Source organism: Streptomyces sp. NPDC090106 (assembly GCF_044747265.1).
Taxonomy (GTDB): Bacteria; Actinomycetota; Actinomycetes; order Streptomycetales; family Streptomycetaceae; genus Streptomyces.
In genome coordinates this window covers 344,751-369,334 of sequence record NZ_JBIVDS010000003.1, presented here as the reverse complement: position 1 = coordinate 369,334, position 24,584 = coordinate 344,751, and the positions used below count along the sequence as shown (strand labels likewise).

13 protein-coding genes are annotated in these 24,584 nt (G+C 71.6%); 8 read left to right on the top strand and 5 right to left on the bottom strand.

Annotated elements, in window-relative coordinates:
* The first annotated feature begins 264 nt into the window (after positions 1-264).
* Entirely contained in the window at positions 265-717 is a 453-nt protein-coding gene (locus tag ACIPSE_RS11535) for a pyridoxamine 5'-phosphate oxidase family protein (RefSeq protein WP_401660645.1), read from the top strand.
* A gap of 6 nt (positions 718-723) precedes the next feature.
* Here the strand turns inward: ACIPSE_RS11535 and ACIPSE_RS11530 are convergent, their stop codons facing one another.
* Together ACIPSE_RS11530 and ACIPSE_RS11525 are read right to left on the bottom strand one after the other, a co-directional pair.
* Positions 724-1,848, bottom strand: coding sequence for a fatty acid desaturase family protein (locus ACIPSE_RS11530; RefSeq protein ID WP_401660642.1), 1,125 nt, complete (start codon positions 1,846-1,848; stop codon positions 724-726).
* 7 nt (positions 1,849-1,855) lie between these two features.
* Complete coding sequence (locus ACIPSE_RS11525) at positions 1,856-2,911, bottom strand: ferredoxin reductase (RefSeq protein WP_401660639.1); 1,056 nt, start codon at positions 2,909-2,911, stop codon at positions 1,856-1,858.
* Between the two features lie 87 nt (positions 2,912-2,998).
* On the opposite strand from ACIPSE_RS11525, the gene ACIPSE_RS11520 reads away from it, so the two are divergent.
* The gene (locus tag ACIPSE_RS11520; protein ID WP_401660637.1) at positions 2,999-4,138 is read left to right on the top strand and encodes a PucR family transcriptional regulator; all 1,140 of its coding nucleotides are present in this window, start codon (positions 2,999-3,001) and stop codon (positions 4,136-4,138) included.
* 95 nt (positions 4,139-4,233) lie between these two features.
* Here the strand turns inward: ACIPSE_RS11520 and ACIPSE_RS11515 are convergent, their stop codons facing one another.
* The gene (locus tag ACIPSE_RS11515; RefSeq protein WP_401660635.1) at positions 4,234-4,629 is read right to left on the bottom strand and encodes a winged helix-turn-helix transcriptional regulator; all 396 of its coding nucleotides are present in this window, start codon (positions 4,627-4,629) and stop codon (positions 4,234-4,236) included.
* A 186-nt stretch (positions 4,630-4,815) separates the two neighbouring features.
* Here ACIPSE_RS11515 and ACIPSE_RS11510 point away from each other — a divergent pair, with 186 nt between their 5' ends.
* A complete protein-coding gene (locus ACIPSE_RS11510; RefSeq protein ID WP_401660632.1) occupies positions 4,816-5,544 on the top strand; it encodes an alpha/beta fold hydrolase in 729 nt (242 codons plus the stop codon).
* 54 nt (positions 5,545-5,598) lie between these two features.
* Here the strand turns inward: ACIPSE_RS11510 and ACIPSE_RS11505 are convergent, their stop codons facing one another.
* On the bottom strand, positions 5,599-6,726 hold the full coding sequence (locus ACIPSE_RS11505; RefSeq protein WP_401660629.1) for a polyprenyl synthetase family protein: 1,128 nt from the start codon (positions 6,724-6,726) through the stop codon (positions 5,599-5,601).
* 744 nt (positions 6,727-7,470) lie between these two features.
* Between ACIPSE_RS11505 and ACIPSE_RS11500 the strand changes: the two genes are divergently transcribed.
* The 5 genes from ACIPSE_RS11500 to ACIPSE_RS11480 all read left to right on the top strand — a co-directional run bounded on the left by ACIPSE_RS11500 (position 7,471) and on the right by ACIPSE_RS11480 (position 23,682).
* Positions 7,471-11,595 carry an amino acid adenylation domain-containing protein gene (locus ACIPSE_RS11500; protein WP_401660626.1) on the top strand — a complete coding sequence of 1,375 codons (4,125 nt, stop codon included), beginning with the start codon at positions 7,471-7,473 and terminating at the stop codon, positions 11,593-11,595.
* Positions 11,592-20,969, top strand: a complete 9,378-nt coding sequence (locus tag ACIPSE_RS11495; RefSeq protein WP_401660623.1) for an amino acid adenylation domain-containing protein — start codon at positions 11,592-11,594, stop codon at positions 20,967-20,969. Before ACIPSE_RS11500 ends, ACIPSE_RS11495 begins: the two co-directional genes overlap by 4 nt.
* Positions 20,966-22,045: a GSCFA domain-containing protein gene (locus tag ACIPSE_RS11490; RefSeq protein WP_401660620.1), complete on the top strand. Its 1,080-nt coding sequence runs from the start codon at positions 20,966-20,968 to the stop codon at positions 22,043-22,045. The genes ACIPSE_RS11495 and ACIPSE_RS11490 overlap by 4 nt, the downstream gene beginning before the upstream one ends.
* Positions 22,008-22,718, top strand: a complete 711-nt coding sequence (locus ACIPSE_RS11485; RefSeq protein ID WP_401660617.1) for a hypothetical protein — start codon at positions 22,008-22,010, stop codon at positions 22,716-22,718. The genes ACIPSE_RS11490 and ACIPSE_RS11485 overlap by 38 nt, the downstream gene beginning before the upstream one ends.
* Positions 22,719-22,809: 91 nt before the next feature.
* A complete protein-coding gene (locus ACIPSE_RS11480; RefSeq protein ID WP_401660614.1) occupies positions 22,810-23,682 on the top strand; it encodes a TauD/TfdA dioxygenase family protein in 873 nt (290 codons plus the stop codon).
* Between the two features lie 84 nt (positions 23,683-23,766).
* On the opposite strand, the gene ACIPSE_RS11475 is transcribed toward ACIPSE_RS11480, so the two are convergent.
* Positions 23,767-24,462, bottom strand: a complete 696-nt coding sequence (locus tag ACIPSE_RS11475) for a SpcZ (protein ID WP_401660611.1) — start codon at positions 24,460-24,462, stop codon at positions 23,767-23,769.
* Positions 24,463-24,584: the final 122 nt, after the last annotated feature.

Here is a 24,584-nt window from a genome sequence, read left to right as displayed (position 1 = left end):
GCTCCGGGAGGCGTGCGGGATGCAGGGGCCGCAGGTCCCCGGCGGGGGCCGACCGGCCCAAGGAGCGGTGGCGGGACGTCGTCGCCCCTCTGTTCCTAGCCTCGGCCTCGGCCCTGCGTGTGGAGGACGGGGTGCCTCTCGCCGGGGAGGGCCGAACGGCCCTAGCGGCGGCGGCTCCGCCCCGGATCGAATGATCGGATCGAACACGGCCGTGTGAGGAGCCGTCCCACGGTTCCTCGGCCTCCCGCTCACAGGAAGCCCGTCATGGCTCTTCACCCAGCTCGTCCGAACGCGCCCGGACCGCGCAGGACCATCGACCTCGACCGGGCCGAGGCGCTGCGGCTCCTGGGCAGCGTGTCGTTCGGGCGGATCGTCTTCACCGAGCTGGCGCTGCCGACGATCCGCCCCGTCAACCATGTGCTGGACCACGGGGGCATCGTGATCCGCACCCACGCGGGCGGGGCCCTGACCTCACGGACCCGGCAGGCCGGTGCGCCGGGGGTGGTCGTGGCGTACGAGGCGGACGCCATCGACCCCGAAACCCATCTGGGCTGGAGTGTGGTCGTCACCGGCTACGCGGGCCTCGTGACCGATCCTCAGGAACTCGCCCGGTACCAGGAGCTGCTGGACCCGTGGGTCGGGCGGACCATGGACTACGCCGTCCGGATCCGCCCCGACCTGGTGACCGGTGTCAGGCTGGCCCCCGTCCGGAGCTGACAGGGGTCAGGCGGCGACGAGTTCCTGCTCGCGCTCGGGCTCCGGCGTCTTGACCTTGGGCTTCTTGTTCGGCAGGGAGAGCCGGACGACCTTGTGCCAGGCGGAGAAGACCTGCTTGGGCAGTGGGCCGGTGACGTACTCCAGCTCGTACTTCTCGAAGAGCGCGCGCACCTTGACCGCGACCTCGGCGTAGCGGTTGCTGGGCAGGTCGGGGAAGAGGTGGTGCTCGATCTGGTGGGAGAGGTTGCCGGTCATGAAGTGCATGGCCTTGCTGCCGCTGATGTTCGCCGAGCCCATCATCTGGCGCAGGTACCACTGGCCGCGCGTCTCGCCCTTGATCGAGCGGCGCTCGAAGACCTGGACGCCCTCGGGGAAGTGCCCGCACATGATCACCGAGTGGGACCAGAGGTTGCGGACGATGTTCGCGGTGAACGTGGCGGCGAGGGTGGGGAGGAAGGACGGGCCCGACAGCAGCGGGTGGATGACGTAGTCCTTGAGGACCTGCTTGCGGATCTTGCGGCCCACGGCCCTGGCCCGGGCGCGGAACTCCGGGTTCTTGCGGCGCCGCTTGTGCAGGTTCTTGCCGAGTTCCAGGTCGTAGGCGGCGATGCCGTACTCGAAGAAGCAGGCGTTGATGAAGTTCCACAGCGGCTGGCCGAGGTGGAACGGGTGCCACTTCTGGTCCTCGTCGACGCGCATGATGCCGTAGCCGAGGTCGTTGTCCTTGCCGATCACGTTGGTGTACGTGTGGTGGAGCTCGTTGTGGGAGTGCTTCCACTGGTCGGCCGGCGAGACGTGGTCCCACTCCCAGGTGGTGGAGTGGATCTTCGGGTCACGCATCCAGTCCCACTGGCCGTGCAGGATGTTGTGGCCGATCTCCATGTTGTCCATGATCTTCGCCACGGACAGGCCGGCGGTGCCGATGATCCACGCGGGCGGGAAGAGCGAGAACAGCAGCACACCCCGGCTGACCAGCTCCAGCTTGCGCTGCGCCGAGATCACCTTGCGGATGTAGGCGGCGTCCTTCTCTCCGCGGCTGGCGATCACCTCGTCGCGGATCGCGTCGAGCTCGCGGCCGAGCTCCTCGATCTGCTCCGCGGTCAGATGGGCGGTGGGGTCGATGGCGGTCAAGGTGTTCCTACCGTTCGATGTCGCAGGGGCCCGCCGCGGCGGACACGCAGGTCTGGATGAGGACGCCCGGTTCGGCTTCGGTGATGTCGCCGGTGCGCAGATCGCGGACGGCGCCCGCCTTGAGCGGGGTGACGCAGCCGAAGCAGATGCCCATGCGGCACCCGGAGGGCATGAGCACGCCGGCTTCCTCGCCGACGTCCAGCAACGGCGTGGCGCCGTCCGCGTCGACGGTCTTGCCGGTCGTGCTGAACGTGACCTCGCCGCCGTCGCCGGCGACGACGATGCTGGGGCGGAAGCGTTCGATGTGCAGTCGCTCCGGGACGCCGTGCTCGGCCCAGTGTTTCTCGGCGGCGTCGAGCAGGCCCGTGGGTCCGCAGGCCCAGGTCTCGCACTCGGCCCAGTCGGGCACGAGTTCGGCGAGACGGGCGAGGTCGAGTGTGCCGTCGGTGTCGGTGTGCACCTCGGTGAGCCGCAGTTTCCGGTCCGCGACGAGGTCGTGGAGCTCACTGCGGAAGATCACGTCGTCCGGCCGGGGCGCGGAGTGGACCATGGCGACGTCGTCGAAATCGGTGTTGCGCAGCATGCCCATCACGGGCGTGATGCCGCTGCCGGCCGTCAGGTAGAGCACCTTGGCGGGCTGGGACCGCGGCAGCACGAAGTCACCGGTCGCCTGGTCGAGGTGGATCAGCGTGCCCGGTTTCGCCTCGCGGACCAGGTGGTTGCTGACCTTGCCGTCCGGGATCGCCTTCACGGTGATCGTGACGCGGCCGTCCGCGCGGTCCGTGGGCGAGGTGAGGGAGTAGGCGCGCCACAGGCGCACCCCGTCGACGTCGACCCCGACCCGCACGTACTGGCCGGGGGTGTGGCCGCGCCAGCCGCGTCCCGGTCTGATCACGACGGTCGCGGCGTCAGCCGTCTCGGGGTGCACGGCCTCGATGCGCCCTCGCAGGTCGGCGCCGGCTCGCAGCGGGCTGACCAGGTCGAGGTAGTCCGACGGCAACAGCGGCGTCGTGACCATCTCCAGTAGTTTCCAGGCCCTGGTGCGGAGGGCTGTACTCGTCATGGCCCCAGCTTGCTGCGTCTCAGGGCGTAAAGTCCTGACCGTAGGACGTGAATCTGCTCGTCGGAATTGTTCGCAGGGAATAAGAACGTGAGTCATGTGATCCGGAGGGCCAGCGAGCTGGCCCTGGATGAGACGACGGTCACCGTGCTTCGGGCCGGGCTGAAGGCCACCGCCGACGAGGTCGTGCAGGCGATCATCGACGAGGTGCCTCCCTACGCCAACGCCCTCGCGGGGCACATGGGCGCCACCATCCGCAGAGCCGTCCGCACCGCCCTGGGGCACTATCTGGACCTCGCGAGCGGGAACGTCACGGGCGGTGACGCGGGTGACGCGGCCTACGAGCTGGGCCGCGGCGAGGTCCGCGACGGCCGTTCGATGGACGCCCTGCTCGGCGCCTACCGCGTCGGCGCGCGCGTGGCCTGGCGGTGTCTGGCCGCGGGCGCGGTTCCCGCGGGTCTGCCCGCCGCCGAGGTCGCCAAGTTCGCCGAGCTGACCTTCGCCTACATCGACGAGCTCTCCGCCGCGAGCGCCGCGGGCCATGCCGACGAGCTGGCCGCGCGGGGCCGGGCCCACGAGCGTCATCTGGAGCAGCTGGCCCGCGACCTCCTCGCCGGGGCGAGCCCGGACGTCCTGCTGGTCTCCGCGCAGCGGGCCGGCTGGCAGCCGCCCCTCTCGCTGACCGCGGTCCTGCTGCCCGCCGCCCAGGCCCGTCCCGCCTACCGTACGCTCGACGCGAGCACCCTCGTCCTGGACGATCTGCCCGACGCCACCGGCGTCCTGCTCGTCCCCGACGCCGACCGGACGCACCTCTTGCGGCGGATGACCGACCGGGCCGCCGTGGTCGGCCCGGCCCGGCCCTGGACCCGTGCGTCCGCCTCGTACGCCCGCGCCGTCCGCGCGCGGTCCCTCTCCCCCGACATCCACGACACCGAGGACCACCTGCCCGAGCTGGTGCTGAGCGCCGACGCGGACGCGTTCGCGGATCTGCGCGCCCGGGCCCTCGCCCCCTTGCGGACCCTGTCCGCCGCGACGGCCCGGCGCCTGGAGGAGACGCTGCGGGAGTGGCTCCTGCACCAGGGCCGGCGGGACGAGGTGGCGGCGGCCCTGTTCGTCCACCCCCAGACCGTCCGCTACCGGATGTCGCAGCTGCGGGAGCTGTTCCCGGACCTGGGCTCACCGCAACGGGTGCTGGAGCTGACGCTGGCGGTGGGACTCCGGGCAGGCTGACACGCTCTCCGGGCACGCGCGGCTGTCGCCGTGCGGTGATGGCCGGCATGCGGTTCATCCGCCGAGGGCTCGACGGGTGAACCGCCTGTTCGCTGTCAGGAGGGTGGTACCTCGTGCGGGGGACGCGCGTCGTAGGTCGCGCGGGCCTCGTCCATCTGGGGCAGGTGCGTGAGGCTCCACTCCAGCAGGGGTGCGGTGGCGCGGCGCAGGGTGGCGCCCATGGGGGTGAGTGCGTAACTGACGTGCGGTGGCATGACGTTGTGGACGGTGCGGGTGAGGATGCCGTCGCGTTCCAGACCGCGCAGGGTGACGGTGAGCATGCGCTGGCTGATGCCGTCGATGGCGCGCTTGAGTTCGGTGAAGCGGCGAGGGCCCTGGCTGAGATTGCGGACGACGAGCAGGGACCACTTGTTGGCGACGATGTCGAGGACCTCGCGGGTGCGGCACGGGTCCTGGTGGACGGAGTTCGGACCGCCTTCGGCCGTGGTCATGGGTTACCTCCAGGGAACCGGGTCACCGGCATGTGCCTTATTGCCCAGGTCAGGGGCGTCGGGTCAGGATGTGAACGGTTCCTGAAGGGTACCGGGGCACGGACAGTAACCGTGCAGGACCGTCGCGCCCAGTCGCGCTCAGCCGTCCTCCCGTGCCCGCACTCCCCCGACACAGAAGGCTCAGTCATGTCGACTTTCGTCCTGATCCACGGCGCCTGGCACAGCGGACAGTGCTGGGAGCGGGTCGTCCCGCTGCTGGAATCGGCCGGTCATCGCGTGTTCGCGCCCTCCCTGACCGGCTACGGCGATCGGGCACACCTGCTCGGTCCTGAGGTGGGGCTCGAAACCCACGTGGGCGACGTGGTCCGGCTGTTCCGGGAGGAGGACCTGACCGACGTGGTCCTCGTCGGGCACAGTTACGCCGGGCTCGTCATCTCGTCCGTGGCCAACGACGTACCGGGGCGCATCCGCAACCTGGTCTACCTGGACGCGATGGTCCCCGAGCACGGCGAGACCGGCGTCGACGTCCAGCCCATCACCCGGCATCTGATCGAACAGGCCGAGCGGTCCGAGCACGCCTGGCGGATTCCGCCGCTCCCCGAACTGCCCGCGCCACTGGGCCTGTTCGGGGTCACCGATCCGACGGACGTGGCGTGGCTGCGCGCGATGCTGTCGGATCAGCCGGTGCGCTGCCTCCAGGAACCGGTACGTCTCGACAACCCGGCTTCGGACGTGATTCCGCGCACGCACATCCACTGCGTCGGCGCGACCCCGGAGGGCATCACGCGACGGCCCGTGCCCGCCGTACAGCCCAACGGGTCGCCCGCACAGGTCTGGGAGTTGCCGACCGGGCACGACTGCATGGTGACCCTGCCGGAGGAGTTGAGCGAACTGCTGCTGAAGGCGGCGGTGTAGCGACACCGGGGGCGAGGGGCTCGGAACGCCGACTGGCGGTGGCCTCCCGGGCCGTCATCCGGTGCGCCGGGTCCCCCAGAGCGGCAGGTGGGCGAAGAAGTCGACGGCCTCCTGTCGCCAGCGGCCCCGCCAGCCGGCCGCCACCTCGCTCGCCTGCTCGGCGATCTGGCGGGTGCGTGCGCGCAGTTCTTCGTCGACACCGAGGCGCTCGGCGATGCCCCGGACGTGGGCGACCGTCTCCTGGGTGCAGCCTCGCTCCGCGAGCGCCGACTCGACCAGGTCCTTCTCCGCGCCGCTGGTGGCGGCCAGGACCGCGCAGACCGCGTAACTGCGCCGACCGGAGCGCAGATCGGCCCCGGCGGGTTTGCCGAGGAGATCGGCGTCGCCGAAGAGGTCGAGGTGGTCGTCCCGCATCTGGCCGCTGACGCCGACCAGTCTGGCGTACCGGGCCAGTTCACCGGCGTGGGCGGTGGGGTCCTCGCCGGCGGCCAGGAGGCCGAGCTTCAGGGGCGCGAGCAGCGAGTAGCGGGCGCTCTTGTAGTCGGCGACCGTGTCCAGGGCATCGAGGTCGGGTACGGGCCCGAAGTCGCGTTCCAGGTCCAGGAACTGGCCCATCACCGTGTCCGCTCCGGCCTCGCTCTGCACGGCGGTCATGGCCTGCCGCAACTGGGCGGGGAGCGGAGCGGTGAGGAGCGCGCGCATCGACAGGAAGGCGGCGAGGTCTCCTGCGAGGACGGCCAGTCCGAGCGCTGTCCACGGGTCGTCGGCGAACCTGTCGCGGTAGGCGTAGTAGACCGAAGGTGCTCCGCGGCGCGTGGCGGAGTCGTCGATGATGTCGTCGTGGATCAGCAGGTGGGTCTGCAGCAACTCGATGCTGATCGCCGCCTCGTCCAGTCCGGCCACCGGGTCCGGTGTCACGAGCCGGGCCGCCTCGTGCAGGAGCGCCACCCTCAGCCGTTTGCCGCCGCGCAGCGACATGTCCCGCACCAGGCCCAGGGCGTCCGGGACGAACGCGCCGCGTGGGAGCGGCTGTTGGGACAGCGTGTCGAAGTACTCGGCGAACACGGCGTCGAACCGCCTCTGGTGACCGGCGAGTCGCTCCGCGACGCGGGCCGCCCCTTCCTGCGCCTCTCCCCGTGTCTCCTCCTGCGCCCCTCCCGCCGTCGCCCCGGTCACGGACATGGTTCCCCCTTGATCGACGATCGGCGTGGGTCGACGCCGATCGAACGATACGACGGCCGCGTCCCCGCTCGCCGTCAGCGGTCGAGTCGGCGGCCGGAAACCGGTGGTCCACGGGACCCACCGAAAAGCCTCACCGAGGCACACAGCAACCGCACAAATCAATCAAAGGGAGACTATTGGCCGCCGCTTGTATTCGGCCAGGCATGCAATTCGGCACGTACGACACTTACTAAAACCCTTGGAAGATGTGGCATCGGTCACCGTTGACCAGTCTTTCGGCCCGCCTCTAACATCGGCGCAAATGATCCAATGCAGCGGGCTTCACACAGAAGAAACTTCTCCATCCATCCTCGCCGCACGCACCTGGTGCAATTGCCTGGAGTCCCCATAACGCATGGCGACACCGGTCGTTCCAAGCGCGGCGCGACCACGTCGGCGCGCACTCCTTTTCGGGATGCGCGACAGGTCGCCGGACCGCCCCCAGGGTGACCGCCCGAAGAACTCGACCCCCCCAACATACCTACGTCCGGCGCCTTGACCTGACCGGATGCCCTCCCCCTACACGTCGCCCCCTCGGCGCGCGGGCTCGCACCGCCGTCCTCGCCCCATGCCCACGAAATTGGCCGTATCGGGCACATTCGCGCGACAGCGCCTTTTCCCGCATCGACCGTCGTCGACCCCATCGACCGCCCAGATCTTCGGGTCCCGATTTCCGTCGCGTTTCTTTCTCGTGAAGGGTAATCCGTGCCTTCCTCCCCACACGCAGCAACCCCCCGCTCCCGTCGTGAATCCACAGAGGAACCCGCCGAGGACCCGCCCGCGGGAAAAGCTCCCGCGCCTCTCTCCCTCGCGCAGGAACGTCTCTGGGTCATGGCCCGCATGGACGGGGAAGCCAGCGCCGCCTACAACGAGCCGATGCCTTTCGACATCCGCGGGCGGCTGGACCGGGATCTGCTGCTCCGGGCACTGCACCTGCTCGCCGCCCGGCACGAGGCACTGCGGACCCGGCTGGTGCCGCACGACGGTTCGGCGCTCCAGGTCGTCGATCCGCCGCACACCCGGTTCCCGGTGACCTTCGAGGACCTGACAGGGACGCCGGACGCGGCGGAGCGGTACGCGCGGATTCGGCAGGAGGCGGAGGGGGCGCCGTTCCGCCTGGGCGAGGAACCCATGGTGCGGGGCTGCCTGGTGGCGCTGGAACCGGACCATCACGTCCTGCTGCTGACGGCTCATCACATCATCTTCGACGGCTGGTCCCGCTCCCTGCTCCTCAAGGAGCTGGGCCTGCTCTACACGGCGCTCCAGGAGGGCCGGGACGCCGAACTGCCCGACATCGCCTGGCAGTACAGCGACTACACCCGCTGGCAGTGGCAGTGGATGGAGGGCGAGGAGCCCGCCGCGCACGGTGAGTACTGGACCGACGCACTGGCCGACGTGCCCGCCGTGCTCTCCGTGCCCACCGACCGGCCCCGCCCGCCCGAGCAGGTCTTCCGCGGTGACCGGGTGCCCGTGGTCGTGGACGAGGAACTGACGGCGGCGCTTCGGGCGCTCGCCGCGGACCACGGTGTCTCCCTGTTCGCGACGGTCCTGGCCGGGTGGTCGGTGCTGCTGTCGCTGCTCTCCGGCCAGGAAGACATCGTTGTCGGCACGCCGACGTCGAACCGTCGCCGCGGGGACGTGGAGAACCTGATCGGCTTCTTCGTCAACACCCTTGCCCTGCGGGCCGACTTGTCCGGCTCCCCCACCGTCGGCGACGTGCTCGAGCGGGTCAACCAGCGGGTCCGTGACGGCCTCAAGCATGTGGACCTGCCCTTCGAGCGGGTCGTCGAACTGGTCAACCCGCCGCGGAGCCCCGCCTACACGGCACTGTTCCAGACCATGTTCGCGTGGGTCCCCTCCATGCGGAAGGAACTGGACCTCCCCGACCTCACGGTGGAGTTGAGGGAGGACGCCGCGCATGTCCCCGCGAAGTTCGACATGGTGCTGGCGCTGGCGGACGAAGGCCGCGTCCTCAACGGGGAGATCGACTACGCGGTGGCGCTCTTCGACCGCGCGACCGTCGAGCGGTACATACGCCAGTTCCTGCGCGTCCTGAGGCTGATGGCGGACCGGCCGGACGCCGAGGTCGCCGACCTGACCCTGCTGGACGAGGACGAGCAGCGGCATGTGCTCGCCACTTTCAGCCAGGGCCCCGCGGCGGGCCAGGAGCCCTCGCCCGGCCTGTCGGTCGAGGAGCCGTCACCCGGTCCACCGGCCGGGAATCCCTGGCCCGGTCCGTCGGCCGGGGAGCCGTCACCCGGTCTGCTGGAACGCTTCGCCGCCCAGGTCGCCGCCCGGCCCGAGCAGGCCGCGGTGGTGGCCGGGGATGTCGAGCTGGACTACGCCACGCTGGACCGCAGGGCCAACCGGCTCGCCCACGCGCTGACAGCCCGCGGGGCGGGGCCCGACCGGGTCGTGGGCCTGCATGCCGGGCGGACGGCCGATCTCGTGGTCGGGGTGCTCGCCATCCTCAAGTCCGGCGCCGCCTGGCTGCCCCTCGACCCCGGGCAGCCCCCGGAGCGGCTCAACGCCATGGTCGACGACGCCGCACCCGTACTCGTCCTGACCGACCGGCCCGATCCCGACGACGACGGCCGGCCCGGGTGGCTGAACCTGGCCAAGCTGGAGGCCGAGGGCGCCCACGACGAGCCACCCCGGATCGCCGGAGCCGATCCGTCGCGGCTGGCCTACGTCATCTACACCTCGGGGTCGACCGGCCGGCCCAAGGGCGTGGCGGTCACCCACGCCAGCGTGGTGAACCTCTTCGACCACTGGCGCGCCCTGATGGGTGACGCCCCCGGTGAGGCGGCGTCCGCCTGGTCGAGCATCGGCTTCGACGCATCGGTGCACGAGCTGCTCATGCCGCTCACCACCGGCGCGGTCCTCCATGTGGTGCCGGACGAGATGCGCGGCGACCCCGGCGCCCTGATGGGCTGGCTGCGCGCGCACGCGGTGACCCAGGCCTTCCTGCCGCCCTCCTTCGTCCTGTGGATCGACGAGGACCCGCACGCGCGGCTGGCCGGGCTGCGCCTGCGGCACCTTCTGACCGGCGTGGAATCCCTCCCCGAGAGCGCCCTGCACCGCATGACCCAGGTGCTGCCCGGTCTGCGCGTCTGCTTCGGGTACGGCCCGACCGAGGCGACGCTCTACTCCACCGCCTACACCGACCCGCAGCCGCTGGACCGGCCGTGCCCCATCGGACGGCCCCTGCGCGGCACCCGCCTCTACCTGCTCGACGACCGCATGCGTCCCGTCGCACCAGGCGTGGTCGGCGAGGTCCATCTGGGCGGCGCGAGCCTGGCCCGCGGATACCTCAACCGGCCCGACCTCACCGACGAGCGCTTCCTGCCCGACCCCTTCGTCCCGGGCGAACGCGTCTACCGCACCGGCGACTTGGCACGCTGGCTGCCCGACGGGAACGCCGAGTACGTCGGCCGCGCCGACGACCAGCTCAAGTTGCGCGGCTTCCGTATCGAACCGGCAGAAGTCGAGGCCGCGTTGCTGGCGGTGCCGGGCGTGCGGGAGGCCGTGGTCCTCGCCGACCGCGACACCCCGGGCGGCCCGCACCTCGTCGCCGGGGTGGGCTGCGAGCCCGAGACGGGACGGACGCGTACGGCGCACGAGTGGCGCACGGCGGTGAAGGACCGCCTTCCGGACTACATGATCCCGGTCGTGGTGGCCGAGTTCCCGCGGCTGCCGCTCAACCGCAGCGGCAAGGTGGACCGTACGGCCGTACTGCGTGCCGTGGCGCAGGCCCGCACGGGCAAGGTCAACACAGCGGCTCCGCGCGACCATGTCGAGATGGCCCTGTACCGCGTCTGGCGGCGGGTGCTGATCCATCCGGAGATCGGCATCGGGGACAACTTCTTCGAGCTGGGCGGCACTTCGATCTCCGCGATCAAGATGGCGACCGCCGTGCAGGACGAACTCGGCGTGCCCCTGCCGGTCAGGGAGGTCATGCTGCACCCGACCATCGAGGCCCTCGCCGAGCGCGTACGCGCCGACGCCGGTGGCCGGTCCGGGACGTCCGCCGAGCCCGGCAACCTGGTGGAGTTCCGCGCCGGGGACGGACAGCGGCGTGTGGTGTGCGTGCATCCCGCCGGCGGAACCGCCTTCTGCTACCTGCCGCTGTCGGCGGCGCTGCCCGAGGACGTCGGTGTGGTCGGCCTCCAGGCACCCGGCATCAACCCCGGTGAGGCGACCCTGCCGGACGTCGAGGCGATGGCGGAGGACTACCTGCGCCTCGTCCGCCCCCGCCCGGAGGAGAGCCTGGTCCTCTGCGGACTGTCCTTCGGCGGCCTGATCGCCTACGAGATGGGCCGTCTCCTGGTGGCGGCCGGGCACGAGCGGGTGGGCGTGGTCCTGCTCGACACCCACGGTGCGCAGGACGCGGGAGACGCCGCCGCGATCGAGCCGGTCGGGATGGAGGAGTTCCGGGACAAGCTCGTGCGCTTCAACGGCATGTACCCGGGCATCGACGACGACCAGGTGGCGCGCTACCTCACCGTCTACAACCACCATCGCGCGACGGCGAACGACTACGTCGTGCCCGAGTCCCCGGGGCGTGTCGTGCTGATGCAGGCCACGGCCGTGGAGGACGAGGACCGGGAGGGCGCGGCCGAGCGGCTGCGGGCGTTCTGGGGGCGGCGCGTCAGCGGTTCGTTCGCGGTCGAGCCGGTGGCGTGCGGCCACTGGGACATGTTGGAGAGCGACGAACTGCCGCACGTCGCAGCGGTGTTGCTCGCAGAGCTGGACGAACTGGCGACCATCGGGACGGACGGGTCCCTGCTGCCGCGCACCACCCTTCCCGGCACGTCGGAGGCACGATGAACGCGCGCGTCGAATCCACCCCCGGTGAGGGGCCCCTCTCCGAGCTCGACCCGTCGAGCGGCATCGCGCTGGAGGTGCACCGGCAGGCCCTCCGCACGCCTGCGGCGGAGGCGGTCGCGGACGGCCATGTACACCTGGACTACGTCACGTTGGACGGGGCGGGAGCCGTCGCGGCCGAGGCGCTCGGCCGGGCGGGCGTGACCGCCGGGCAGGCCGTTGCCGTGGCACTGCCGCGCTCCTGGCAATTGGTCTGCGCGATGCTGGGTGTTCTGCGGCTGGGCGCGCGCGTGGTCCCGCTGGACACGCAGAGCCCCGCCGAACGCCGGTCCTTCATCCTGGAGGACTCGGGGGCGGTCGCCCTCATCCACACGGGCGACGACATCGGCTTCCGACTCCCGCCGGGTGTGCGCGCGCTCGCCATCGACGACATGCTGCCCGAGGCGGCCGTCGCGGCCATGTCCGCCCCGGTGGAGGCGCCGCCCGTTCCCGAGTCGGCGTCGTTCCTCTTCTACACGTCCGGAACGACCGGGCGTCCCAAGGGTGTCGAGGTCCGCGACACCGGCATCCTGCGGCTGGCCCTGTCCGGTCCCGACTACCTCCGCATCGAATCCGGCCTGCGGTACGCCAGTCTCGCCAACCCGGCCTTCGACGCGCTGAGCTTCGAGGTCTGGGCGCCCCTGGTGACCGGGGGCTGCTGTGTGGTCCTGCGGGACACCGACGTACAGACGCCCGAGCGGTTCGCCGAGGCGCTGCGGCGCGAGCGCGTGGACACCGCGTTCGTCACGACCGCGCTGTTCAACGCCATGGTGACCGCCGTTCCGGACTGCTTCGCCGCGACCCGGCAGGTGCTGGTGGGCGGTGAGCAGCTCAACGCCCGGGTGATGCGGCGCTGGTACCGCGACAACCCCGACAGCGCGACCCGGCTGTTCAACGTCTACGGACCGACCGAGTCGGCCACCTTCGCCCTGAGCCATCCGATCCCGCGTGACTTCGACGGTGATGTGGTCCCGATCGGGCTCCCCCTGCCCCGGACCGGTGCCGTTCTCGTCGTACCGGGCCAGGAGCGGGTGGCCGCGCCCGGTGAGACGGCCGAACTCCTGCTCAGCGGGGAAGGCCTCGCTGTCGGGTACCGGAATCTCCCCGAGGAGACCGAGCGCCGTTTCCTACGGCTCGGGTGGCTCGACGGCGGCACCGAGCGGTACTACCGCACCGGCGACCTCGTGCGCGCCGATGCCGCGGGCCGGGTCGAGTACGTGGGCCGAACCGACCGTCAGGTCAAGGTCCGTGGCTTCCGGATCGAGCCCGGCGAGGTCGAACGGCATGTGCTCGCCCATCAGGCGGTCGGGCGGGCGTACGTGTGCACGCGTCGCGCGGACGAGGACGGACCGAACGAGCTGCTGGCGTTCGTGGTCCTGGACATGCGGCAACCGGCGCCCTCCTACGAGGAGTTCGCCGCGCATCTCGCCGCGCACCTGCCCGCCTACATGCGCCCGCACCGAATCCACCTCGTGCCGGAACTGCCGCTGAACGCCAACGGCAAGGTCGACCAGGCCACACTGCTGCGGAGCGCCGACCGTCCGTGGCGGCCGGTCACCTCCGCAGCGCCCGGCGCCACGCGGGCACAGCGCGAGGTCCTGGAGCTGGCCGAGGAGATCCTCGGCGTCAGCGGGCTCGGACTGGACGACCGGTGGATCGCCGCCGGCGGCGACTCGCTCAGAGCCCTGCGGTTCTGCTTCGCCGTACGGCAGCGCTGGGGACGGGAGTTGCCCCAGGCCGCCGTCCTGCACGGTGACCTGGCCGGCATCGCCGACGCCGTCACCGCGCCCGGACGGGACGACGGCAGCGTCTACCCGACGCCGGTCCTCAAGGGGGCCGGGTCGGCGCCCGCGACGAGCGAACAGCAGCGCCTCTGGCTGCTCCAGCGGCAGGCGCCAGGGTCCCGCGCCTACTCCGTGCACCAGGCGTTCCGTCTCGACGGCGCCGTCGACTCCGCCGCTCTGCGGCGCGCGGCACGGGATCTGGTCGAGCGCCACGCGGCGCTGCGCACCGGCTTCGCTCTCGGGCCCGACGGGCTCCAGCAGACCGTCGCGGACCCCTACGATCCCTGGCACGAACCGGACGGCAGCCGGCGGGAGTGGGACGAGGACGAGGCGCGCGCCTTCGCGGCGGACTTCTCCGCAGCCCCCTTCGACCTGGCCGTTCCCCGGATGCTCCGCGTCTGCTGGCTGCCCGGCGCCGACGGCGGGACGCTCCTGCTCCATATGCACCACATCGCCGTCGACGGCTGGTCGCTGAGCATCCTGCTGCGCGATCTGTCCGACGCCTACGCACGGGACGCGGGCCCTGCACGCGATCCGGCCGCGACCCCCTTGGACTTCGCCGCCTGGCAGAAGGACTGGTTCGCGACCGATTCCTATGCTTCCCGATGCGACGAACTCCTGGCCCACTACAGGGGCTTGGACGACGCGGGACCCCGGGAGCCGCTCCCCACCTCGCCCTTGCACTCCTCCCCCGCCACCGCGTCACAGGCAGGCCTCCTGCACACCTCGCTCGACGTCGTACGCCGGGCCCAGGTGGACCGGATCTGCGTCGAGTCGGGACTGACCCGCTTCCAGGTTCTCCTCGGCGTGTTCTCGTGGAGCCTGTACGGCGTGACCGGCCTGGTCCGTCCGCGTGTCGCCGCTCCGGTGGCCAACCGGCCCGTGCGCGAGTTCGAGTCCAGCGTGGGCATGATGGCGAACACCGTGCTGCTGCCCGTGACCGTCGAGCCCGGTGCCGAGCTCCGTGCTCAGCTCATCGGCGCGGCGGACGAGGTGGCTCGGGTGCTGGAACGCCAAGACGTCGCCTTCGCCGACGTGCTGACGGGTTGGGAAGCCGTCGGCGACGGCGACGGGGCCCCTTTCGACGTGCTGTTCGTCCTGGAGAACACCGACTTCGACGCGCTGCGGCTGCCCGGCTGCGCACAGCGCCCCCTGTGGTGGGCCGTGTCGGAGGCCAAGTGCCCGTTGACGGTGTCCGTGATCGAGCACCCGGACGGACTCGACCTGCTGTGGGAGTTCGCCGAGGACCGGTTCACCGCCGAGAGTGTCGAGGCGATGGCCGAACTCGTGCGGCGCGGGGTGGACGCCCTCGTGTCGGGCGGCGCCATCACCGCACGTGAACTGGTCGCGCCCTATCGCCACTCACTGCCCGCCCACGGTCACGGTCCCGCTCCGGAGCCGGGGTTCACCACGGTCGCCGAGGGGTTCGAGCGGCAGGCAGCACGGACCCCGGACGCCACCGCCGTGGTCACGACCGACGGGATCGCCCTGACCTACGCGGCCCTCGACGCCCATGCGGCCTCGCTGGCGGCGGAGTTGGCCGGACGTTACGCGATCCCTTCGGGAGACGCGGCTTGCCGGGCCGCGCTCTACCTCGATCCGTCGCCCGAGCACGTGGTCACCCTGCTGGCCCTCGCGCGACTCAACATCACCGCTGTGCCCCTCGACCCTTCCTACCCGGCCGAGGCGCTGCGCCGCGTGCTGCAACGGGTCGACCCGCTGTGCGTGTTGGTCACGGAGGACAAGGAGGAGGGACTGGAGGCACTGCTCCAGAGCGACGCCGTGCCCCGTCATCGGGTGGTCCTCTCCGACTCGGCCGGACAGCGGAGCGGCCTGGTTCGGCACGGTGGTGACCGGCCGTTGTACACCTTGTTCACGTCCGGCTCCACCGGGGTCCCCAAGGGCGTTCAGGTGTCCGACCGCACCCTGTGCAATCTCATCCGGTGGCAGTCCGGACCTGGCGGACTCGACGCACCGGCGGTCACCCAGCAGTTCTCGATGCTGTCCTTCGACGTCTCCTTCCAGGAGATCTTCGGGACGCTGTGCACCGGCGGGAGTCTTCGGCTCGTCCGCCCCGAATGGCGCCATGACGCCCCCACGCTCCTGGACCGACTGGAGTCGGCGGGCGCCGAGCGAGTCTTCATGCCGTACGTCGCTCTGCAGTTGCTCGCGGAGTACGGGGTGCGTACGGGCAGGTTCCCGTCACGGCTGCGTGAAGTGGTGACCGCGGGCGAGCAGTTGGTGTGCACCGACGCCGTCCGTCGATGGTTCGCCGGGATGCCCGGCGCACGCCTGTTCAACCACTACGGGCCCACCGAGACACACGTGGTCAGCGCCCTGTGCCTGGAGGGCGATCCGTGGCGATGGCCCGAACGGCCCGCCATCGGGCGTCCGGTGGCCGGCGCCGACCTCCGCGTGATGGACGCCCAGGGGGATCCGGTGCCGCCGGGGTACGTCGGTGAACTGCTCATCGGCGGAACCATGACCGGTCGCTGCTACCTCACGGACAGCGCCGCGGACGAGCCCTCCCCCCATGACAGGCGGTTCGTCGAGATCGCCGGCGAGGGCCTGTTCTACCGGACCGGCGACCGGGCGTGGTTCGACCATGACGGGCTGCTGCACTACGCGGGCCGCGACGACCAGCAGATCAAACTGAGCGGCCATCGGCTCGAACTGGGTTCCGTGGAAGCGGCGTTGCTGCGCCATCCAGAGGTCGCCAACGCTGTCGTCGCCCGAGACGGCGACACGCTGACGGCCTGCCTGGAGATACGCGGCGAGTCCCCCTCCGCCGAGGACCTCGCCTCGCATCTGGGAGCACTGCTGCCGTCCTACGTACGGGTGGACCGTTTCCGGCGGCTCGCGGTCCTGCCACGGACCCCCAGCGGGAAACTGGACCGCAAGGCCGCCCTGCGCGTGCCGGGTGAGGAGATCCGGCGCACGGTGACCGAAGCCCGCATCAGGCTGTCCGCCCGGGAAGAGCGGCTCGTCGCCGCGTTCGAGGAGGTCACCGGGGCCGCCATCGAGCCGGATCAGACCTTCTTCGAAGCGGGCGCCTCCAGTCTCACCCTCATGCGCTTCCATCTGCGCTGCACCACCACGCTGGGACTGCGCTTCAGTGTCGCGGATCTCTTCGAGCACGTCACCGTACGGCAGTTGGCCAGCCATCTCGACCGCCGGTCGGAGCCCCGCGGGAGCCGTACCGAGGGCCCTCGCGGGGATGCGCCGCCCGAGCCCGGTGAGCCGATCGCGGTCGTGGGCATGGCGGTGCGAGTGCCGGGCGCCGCGGATCTGGCCGCGTTCTGGGACCTCGTGGTCTCCGGGGGCACCGGTATCCGTCGCTTCGACGCGCCCGAGGGTGTCATCGGCGCGCACAGCACGCTGGACGGGCCCTTCCAGTTCGACCCCGCGCACTTCGGCATCAGCCCCCAGGACGCACGTCTGATGGACCCGCAGCAGCGCCATCTGCTGATGGCTTCCGTACAGGCCCTGGCGCACGCCGGGATAGCGGACCCGTCGGCCGGGCGGGTGGGACTGGTGGCCGGGGCGGGCGAGAACACCTACTTCCAGAGCATGCTGCGTGAGACGGATCCCGACCGGCTGCCCGACGGCTTCCACCTCGCCCTGCACCACGAGAAGGACTTCCTGGCGACGAAGGCGGCCTACGCGCTCGGGCTGACCGGCCCCGCCTTCAGCGTCCAGACCGCGTGCTCCAGTTCCCTGGTCGGCGTGCATCTGGCGGCCGGACTGCTCCGGCAGGGCGAGGCCGACGTGATGCTCGCCGCCGGGGTGCTCATCGATCCGGGGCTGGCCGAGGGCTACCGCTACCGTCCCCAGCACATCTTCTCCGCGGACGGGGACTGCCGGCCCTTCAGCGACGACGCGACCGGCACGGTCGGCGCCAGCGGCGTCGGCGTCGTCGTGCTGAAGCCGCTGCGACTGGCCCGGCGTGACCACGACACCGTCTACGCCGTCATCACCGGCTCCGCCATCAACAACGACGGCGCGGCGAAGATGAGTTACACCGCCCCGTCGCTCGCCGGGCAGCGCGAGGTCATCCGCACCGCTCTGTCCCGCGCCGGACGTACCGGCGCCGACATCGGCTACGTCGAGGCCCACGGCACCGGCACCCGGCTCGGCGATCCCGTCGAAGTGGGAGCCCTGCGGCAGGCGTTCGACGTCGACGAGTCGGGCCGATGCGCGCTCGGTTCGGTCAAGAGCCAGCTCGGGCACATGGGTGCGGCGGCCGGAGTGGTGGGCCTCGTACGTGCCGTCCTCGCCGTCCACCGGGCGACCGTTCCGCCCACGCTGAACTTCCGGGCCTTCAATCCGGAGATCGGGACCGACCCCACGCCCTTCCACGTGCCGACGCGGGCCGTCCCCTGGGTCGATGGACGTCAACGGGTCGCCGCCGTCAGCAGTTTCGGGATCGGTGGCACCAACGCCCACGTCATCGTGGAGGAGAGCAACGGAGAGGAGGTACGGGACGGCGCAGGTTCCGTGGTGGAGTGCCTCGTGCTGTCCGCATCCGGCGCGGACGCCCTCACCGCCGACGCGGCCCGTATCGCCGACTACCTCCGACTCCGGCCCGACCTCTATCGGTCCGTGCTTCACCACCTCCAGAGCGGCCGGACGCCTCGCAAGGTGCGCGCGGCGGCGGCCGTCACCGGCCCCGAGTCCGCGGTGCGCTGGCTGCGCGCGGTGGCCGCCGGGGAGGTCACGTACGGCAACGCCGACCCGGACGCCGCACAGGTGTCCGCCGACGACCGCACGGCCGGGGACCTCGCCGACGCCTTTGCCGCCGGGCACCCCGTCGACTGGCGTGCGGCGCCGGGCTCGGCCCAGGCCCCGTGGGACTTCCCTCCTCCTTCGTTCGCGCTCGCGGAGTACGCCTTCGATCGCGCGCACCGGGAACCGGCCGGCCACGGCGGAGCGACGGACCGGCCCGAACGGCTGCCTCAGGCCGACTGGCTGCACCAGCCGACGTGGGTCCGGCTACGGCACGCGGGCACGGGCGGTGAGGCGCCAGACCTCGACGCGGCACCGGTCGTGGTCGTCGTGGCGGCGCCGGGCACGTCGCCCAACGCGCCCGAGAGCGGTTGCGTTGAAGCCCTCGCCCCACTGGAGGCCATGGCGTCCCGTGTCATCAGGGTGCACCCGGCCGGCGCCTTCGCCCGTACCGGGCCCGACACCTTCGCAGTCGACCCCGCCGCCCCGCAGAGCCTCGGCCGCCTGCTCGACGTGCTCGCCGAGGAGTTGGGTGACCTCACTCTCGACGCCGTCGAGTGGGTGCACGCGCTGCCCCTGGACGTGACGGGTCCGGTCTCCCCCGCCAGTGTGGAACACGCCCGCCACGCCTGCCTCGACACCACGGCGGCCCTGGCCCAGGCGCTGTCCGGGCGGAGCGGCTCCCCACGCGTGTGGTGGCTGTCGTACGGCGCACGCCCGGTGGCCGGAACGGTGGACCGGCCCGAACTGGCCCTCCTTGCGGGGCCCGTCGAGGTCGCCCCGCAGGAAGCCGTTCTGGCGGGGCACTGGTTGGACCTTCCCGACGCCGACCTCACCCGCTGGGCCGGCCCGGTCGCCTCGGTCATCGCCGACGCACGGCGCCCTCGGCCCGCGAACACCCCCTCTCCGCCGCGGCAACTCGCGCTGCGGCAGGGCTACTGGTGGCGTCCGGACACCACGCCAGTACCCGTGTCGTCCGGCACCGGGCCCGGCGTACCGTCCGGCGCGGACACCGTGCATCTGGTGCTCGGAGGGACCGGCGGGATCGGCAGGGCAGTCGCAGCCTGGCTGCTGGAGCACACGGGCGGACGGGTCCTGCTGCTGTCGAGAGAGCCACGGCTGCCCGCCGAACTCACCGCGTGGGCCGACCGCGTCGACCTGGTCCCCGCCGACCTGGCCGCACTCGACGTGGATGACGCGGTGGCTGCGGTGGCCGCACGCGCCTCGCGGCTGGACAGCGTGACCCACTCGGCCGGGCTGGGGTTCGGAGGGCTGCTCGCACGGCGTGACGCCGACGCGATGCGCAGCGCCGCCGCGGTCCGGGAACGGGGTGCGCTCGTCGTGGAGCGCCTGATCGCGGACTTCCGTCCGCAAGTCGCCGTGTACTGCTCGTCGATGTCCGCCGTGCTCGGCGGCGTCGGCCAGAGCGACTACGCGGCGGGCGCGAGCCTCCTCGACGGCTTCGCCCACCACCGCGCCACGGACGACGAGGCGACGATCAGGATCGCGATCGACTGGGACATCTGGTGCGAGACCGGGATGGCGACCCGGACCCTGACCACGGACAGCCGCCATCAGGCGCATCTGGCAGTCGGGCTGACGGTCGAGGAAGGCAAGGCGGTGTTCGGGCGCGCCCTGGCGCTCAAGCTGCCCCAACTCCACGTCTCGACAACGGACATCGAGGCCTCCCGCGTCTTCTACGACCCGCCGGAGTCACCGAACGCCCCCGCCGCATCATCCTCTTCGGCGTCCGTCGCCGTGGCCGGCAGCGACGCCGCGCGGCGGGCCCGTGCCATGGAGAAGGTGGTCCTGGACCTGCTCGGCGTGTCGGAACTGGACCCGGACGACTCGCTGTACGACCTCGGCGCCGACTCCCTCACCCTGATCACCCTGATCGCCGAGGTCGAGGACGAGTACGGCATCGCGTTCGACCTGTCGTCGTTCAGTCACCGGGTCAGTCTCACCGAGATCCTCAAGCACATCGAGACGGCCCTCACTCCGGTCGAGCAGGTGGAGAGCGGCGCGCCGCCCCAAGTCGGCCTCGACGTCTGGCAGGAGGGGACCGGGACGGCCGTCCTGTGCCTCGTCCACCCCGTGGGCGGGGACATCCAGGCCTACCGTTCCCTGGTCGTGGCACTCGGCCCCGACCCGACCGTGTGCCTGATCGCCGACCCGGCGCTGCGCGAACCGGACCTGCCCGCCTGGTCGTTGGCGGAGCGTGCCCGGCTCTACGACGCCGCGCTCCGCGCCCGCTTCGACGGTTCCGGGCACCGGCTGGTCCTGGCCGGCTGGTCGTACGGAGCTCGGGTGGCCATGGAGATGGCGGCGCTGGCCGAATCGGCCGGACGGCAACTGGCGGGACTCCACCTGCTGGACCCGCCCCCGCCCGTGGCGGACACCCTGGTCGCCGCCTACGACGAGACCCATCTGGTGCAGGTGTTCACGGCGGAGTTCGGCTACGACACCACGTCGTTGTCCGGCCCCCAGGCGCGGGCATACGCCGAGAACCTGGCCCGCTGCTGCCGCGCGAACCTGCGCAGCCTCGGCGAGCACCAGGTGCGCCCGCTGACCTCCGTGCCCACCCACCTGTGGCTGGCGGCGGAGCCGACGGCGGGTCTGCCCAGGCCCGTCGACCCGCTGGAGACGAAACGGCAATGGGACGCGTGCCTGCCCGCCTCCGCCGTACGCCGCACCCTGCCCACCGACCACTACGGCGTCGTCGCGCCCCCGCATGTGACCACGGTCGCCAAGGTTCTCGCGGCGACGCTGACGGAGCCGGCATCCGACGACCGGATGCGCCACGACCAGGAATCGGAGGACACCCCGTGAGTACCGCTCCTCCCCCCGTCCACCCCGCGAACCCGTACCAGGCGCTGCCCGCGAGGTCGTTCTGGCGGCCGGCCGTCGCGGAGCCGGACCCGCTGGACATAGAGGACGTCTGGACGGCGAAGTTCGCCCTCGGGCAGGACGACCCGATCGTCACCGCCGGTTCGTGCTTCGCCGCGCGGATCGGGCGGGCGCTGCTGGACTCGGGCATGAACTGGGTGGACGCCGAGCCCGCGCCACCGGGGCTGACACGGCAGCAGCGCCAGGACCGCGGCTTCGGTGCCTTCTCCTTCCGCACCGGCAACATCTACACGCCGGCGGTGCTGCGCCAGTGGCTGTCCTGGGCGCTCGGGCACACGCGGCCACCCGAGGAGGCATGGGCCCACGGGGAGCGCTGGGTGGATCCGTTCCGGCCCGCCATCGAGCCCGACGGGTTCGCCTCCCCCGCGGAGATGCTCCAGGCGCGCGAGGTCACCCTCGCCGCCATCCGCACCGCGATCACCACGGCGAGCTGCCTGGTGTTCACGATGGGACTCACGGAGGCGTGGCACGACACGGCCCACGGCACCGTGCACCCCACCTGCCCGGGCACCGTGCGCGGCACCTTCGACGCCCAGCGGTACACCCTGCACACCTTCACCTTCGCCGAGGCTCATCGGGACATGACCGAGGCGATCGCGCTGGCCCGCACGGTCAACCCCGGTCTGCGGGTCCTGCTGACGGTGTCGCCGCAGCCGCTGACCGCGACCGCCACCGGCGGCCACGCGCTGCCCGCCAACGGCCACACCAAGGCCGTACTGCGCGCGGTGGCCGGTCAACTCGCCGCGGAAGACCAGGACATCGACTACTTCCCGTCCTACGAACTCATCACCGGGCCCGTCTTCGGCGGCCGGTTCTTCGGCCCCAACCACCGCACCGTGACCCCCGAGGGAGTCGACTTCGTGATGCGGCACTTCATGGCCGGACTCGACAGCCGGACCGACGCCCCGAGTACGACGTACGACGCCCCTGCCACCGAGGCCCGTTCGGGAGATGCCGCCTGTGAGGACGCCGTCCTTGACTACTACAGCCCCCGCTAGGTTCCTGCTGCTCGGCGACTCCCACGCGGGACCGATCGGGCAGGCGGCCCGCGCCGCGGGACTGCCCTTCCTGGGCGGACCCATCGGCGCCGGGCGCGAGTTCACCGACCGGTTCTTCACCGTCCGCGACACACCGACCGCGGCGAACGACATCGTGTTCCATTCGGCGGAGGCCGAGGACCACTACCGGCGCTTCCTCAAGGAGTTGGAGGTCGGCGGGCTGGCCGAGGTGGGCATCCCTCTGGTGGCGACGTTCGGGTTCTGCGCGCACTTCGTCGCGCTGCGGGAGAACTGGGATCTGTACCGCGACAGTTCGGGTGCCGTCCCGCCGGCGTTCCTGGCCTCTCCTCTCTTCGGGGCCGTGGTGCGGGCCGCGGTGCGCGACGCGCTCGCCTTCTACCGGTACGGCGTCGGCCTCGGGCTCCGGGTCCTCGCGGTCATGCCACCGCAGCGGGTCCCGGGTCAGTCCGATCACGCGGTGTTCATGGCCGCACAGGAACACATCCGGCTGGCCGTGGAGGACCTCGGGGTCGAGGTCGTGGACCTGCGGCCCCGGACCACCGGGCCGGACGGGCTCCAACGCCCCGCGCTGTGCGAGGCCGACGACGAGATCCACGGCAACCTCGCCTTCGGCCGCATCGTCCTGGCCGAACTCCTCGACCGAGGCCTCTGAAACCCCGCTCCGACCGAGGCCTCTGAAACTCCTCTCCCCTCGCCCTCTTCCGCACCCCATCCACCTCTGTTCACCCCCTGGAGGAACTGTCATGGAGTCCTACGAACGCGACGCGCTGGAAGCGGTGACCACGCGCCCCCTGCACCCCTACCGCACGCTCACGGTCGACCGCATCACACCGGTGCTGGGCGCCGAAGTGTCGGGCGTCGACCTCTCGCGGGAGCTTCCCGCCGACCAACTGGAGGAGATTCGCACGGCGTTCCGCGACCACCATGTGCTCGTGTTCCGCGACCAGACCATCACCGCCGAGGACCAGAAGCGCTTCGCCTCCGCCTTCGGCGAGCTGCGCCCCGTCAACCCGCCGCCGCCCGAGGGCGACCCGTACGTCCTGGAGATCCGTACGACGTCGGCGGCGGCGAACGTCGCGGGCAACGGCTGGCACGCCGACGGAACGGCCGACACGGAACCGTCGTTGGGCTCGATGCTCTACATCACCGAGGTCCCGGAGCCCGGTTGCGGCGGCGACACCCTCTTCGCGAACATGCACCTCGCCTACGAGATGCTCTCGCCGACCATGCGCGCCCTCCTGGACCCCCTCACCGCCGTCCACGACGGCGCCCAGGCCCTGGCCGGTTACACGCCGCCGGCCGACTACGTGATCCCCAAGAGCGAGCACCCGCTGATCGCCCGCCACCCCGAGACCGACCGCAAGCTGCTGTACGTCAACAAGGCGTACACGAGCCGCATCCCGCAGTTGACCGTGCAGGAGAGCCAGGCGCTGCTGGACATGCTCTTCGAGACCGTCGCCTGCCGTCCGGTCCTGCACTGCCGGGTGAGCTGGACCCCGGGCACGCTCGTCTTCTGGGACAACCGGTGCGTGCAGCACCACGCGACCTACGACTACTACCCGTACACGCGCTACGGCCAGCGCGTCGCCATCAACGGCGGTCCCGTGAAGGGCTGACCCAAGCAGGGGGGCACGGTCGTCCGTGTCCCCCTCACACAACCTCACGGCATCACGGCATCACGGCATCACGGCATCACAGTCTCACGCCGAAGTGCGCCGCACCGCGTCCGTGAGGCCGTCACGGAGGCGGTTGCGGGCCTCCTGAGCGGCCGGTCCGTCCGGGTCGGCCGATCCCGCGCAGGCGGCGACCCACGCGCGCACCAGGGCGTACGGCCAGGCTTCGGCGTACGCCTTCGGGTCTCCGGCGGCGAAGGCGCGGGCGTACGCGGCGGCGTTGGCGATCGCGTTGGCCTCGGCGTGGACGCGGTCGCTGACCTCGGTGTTCAGCGCGGCGTAGGTCTCGCCGTAGCGGTCGGCCTCGGCGTCGGTCCAGCCGCGTGAGCGGGCGAAGGAGGCCGCCGCCGAGGCGGAGCGCTCGTGCACGCGCGCGCGGGGGTAGGCGAGCCGGTAGATCTCGCGCAGGGCCGGTTCCAGGGCCGCCGACCACGTGGCCTCGTCGACCGGTTCGCCGGTGGCCGCACGGGCGTGCAGGGCGCGTACGGCTTCGTGCGGGGCCATGTCCGTGCCGTGCCGGGCCGCCGTCTCGGCGATCAGGTCCGCGACCGGGCCCGCGTGCCAGGCGTGCAGCGCGGCGAAGGAGACGTCGGTGATGGCGGAGCCCTGTCCGTCGGACCCCTCGCCGGCCGTGTCGGTGAGCGCGTCGCGGACCTGGTCGAGCCAGCCGGGGACCGGGACGGGCTGGAGGGATTCCGGCAGAACGCGCGGTTCGGTGGTCAACACAGCCTCCGGAACTCATGGCCCCGCCGCCGGGGCCGGAAGAAGCACTCGGAGTGCGCATTCTGCCGCTTGCCGATCACCTTGGATCGATCTTCCGGCCAGATGTGATCAATCCCTTGAGC

Bases quoted from the DNA above. Each gene is read 5' to 3' on its own strand.
- ACIPSE_RS11480 (WP_401660614.1), top strand. From the start codon at position 22,810: ATGGAGTCCTACGAACGCGACGCGCTGGAAGCGGTGACCACGCGCCCC.
- ACIPSE_RS11525 (WP_401660639.1), bottom strand. From the start codon at position 2,911: ATGACGAGTACAGCCCTCCGCACCAGGGCCTGGAAACTACTGGAGATG.
- ACIPSE_RS11505 (WP_401660629.1), bottom strand. From the start codon at position 6,726: ATGTCCGTGACCGGGGCGACGGCGGGAGGGGCGCAGGAGGAGACACGG.
- ACIPSE_RS11535 (WP_401660645.1), top strand. From the start codon at position 265: ATGGCTCTTCACCCAGCTCGTCCGAACGCGCCCGGACCGCGCAGGACC.
- ACIPSE_RS11510 (WP_401660632.1), top strand. From the start codon at position 4,816: ATGTCGACTTTCGTCCTGATCCACGGCGCCTGGCACAGCGGACAGTGC.
- ACIPSE_RS11495 (WP_401660623.1), top strand. From the start codon at position 11,592: ATGAACGCGCGCGTCGAATCCACCCCCGGTGAGGGGCCCCTCTCCGAG.
- ACIPSE_RS11515 (WP_401660635.1), bottom strand. From the start codon at position 4,629: ATGACCACGGCCGAAGGCGGTCCGAACTCCGTCCACCAGGACCCGTGC.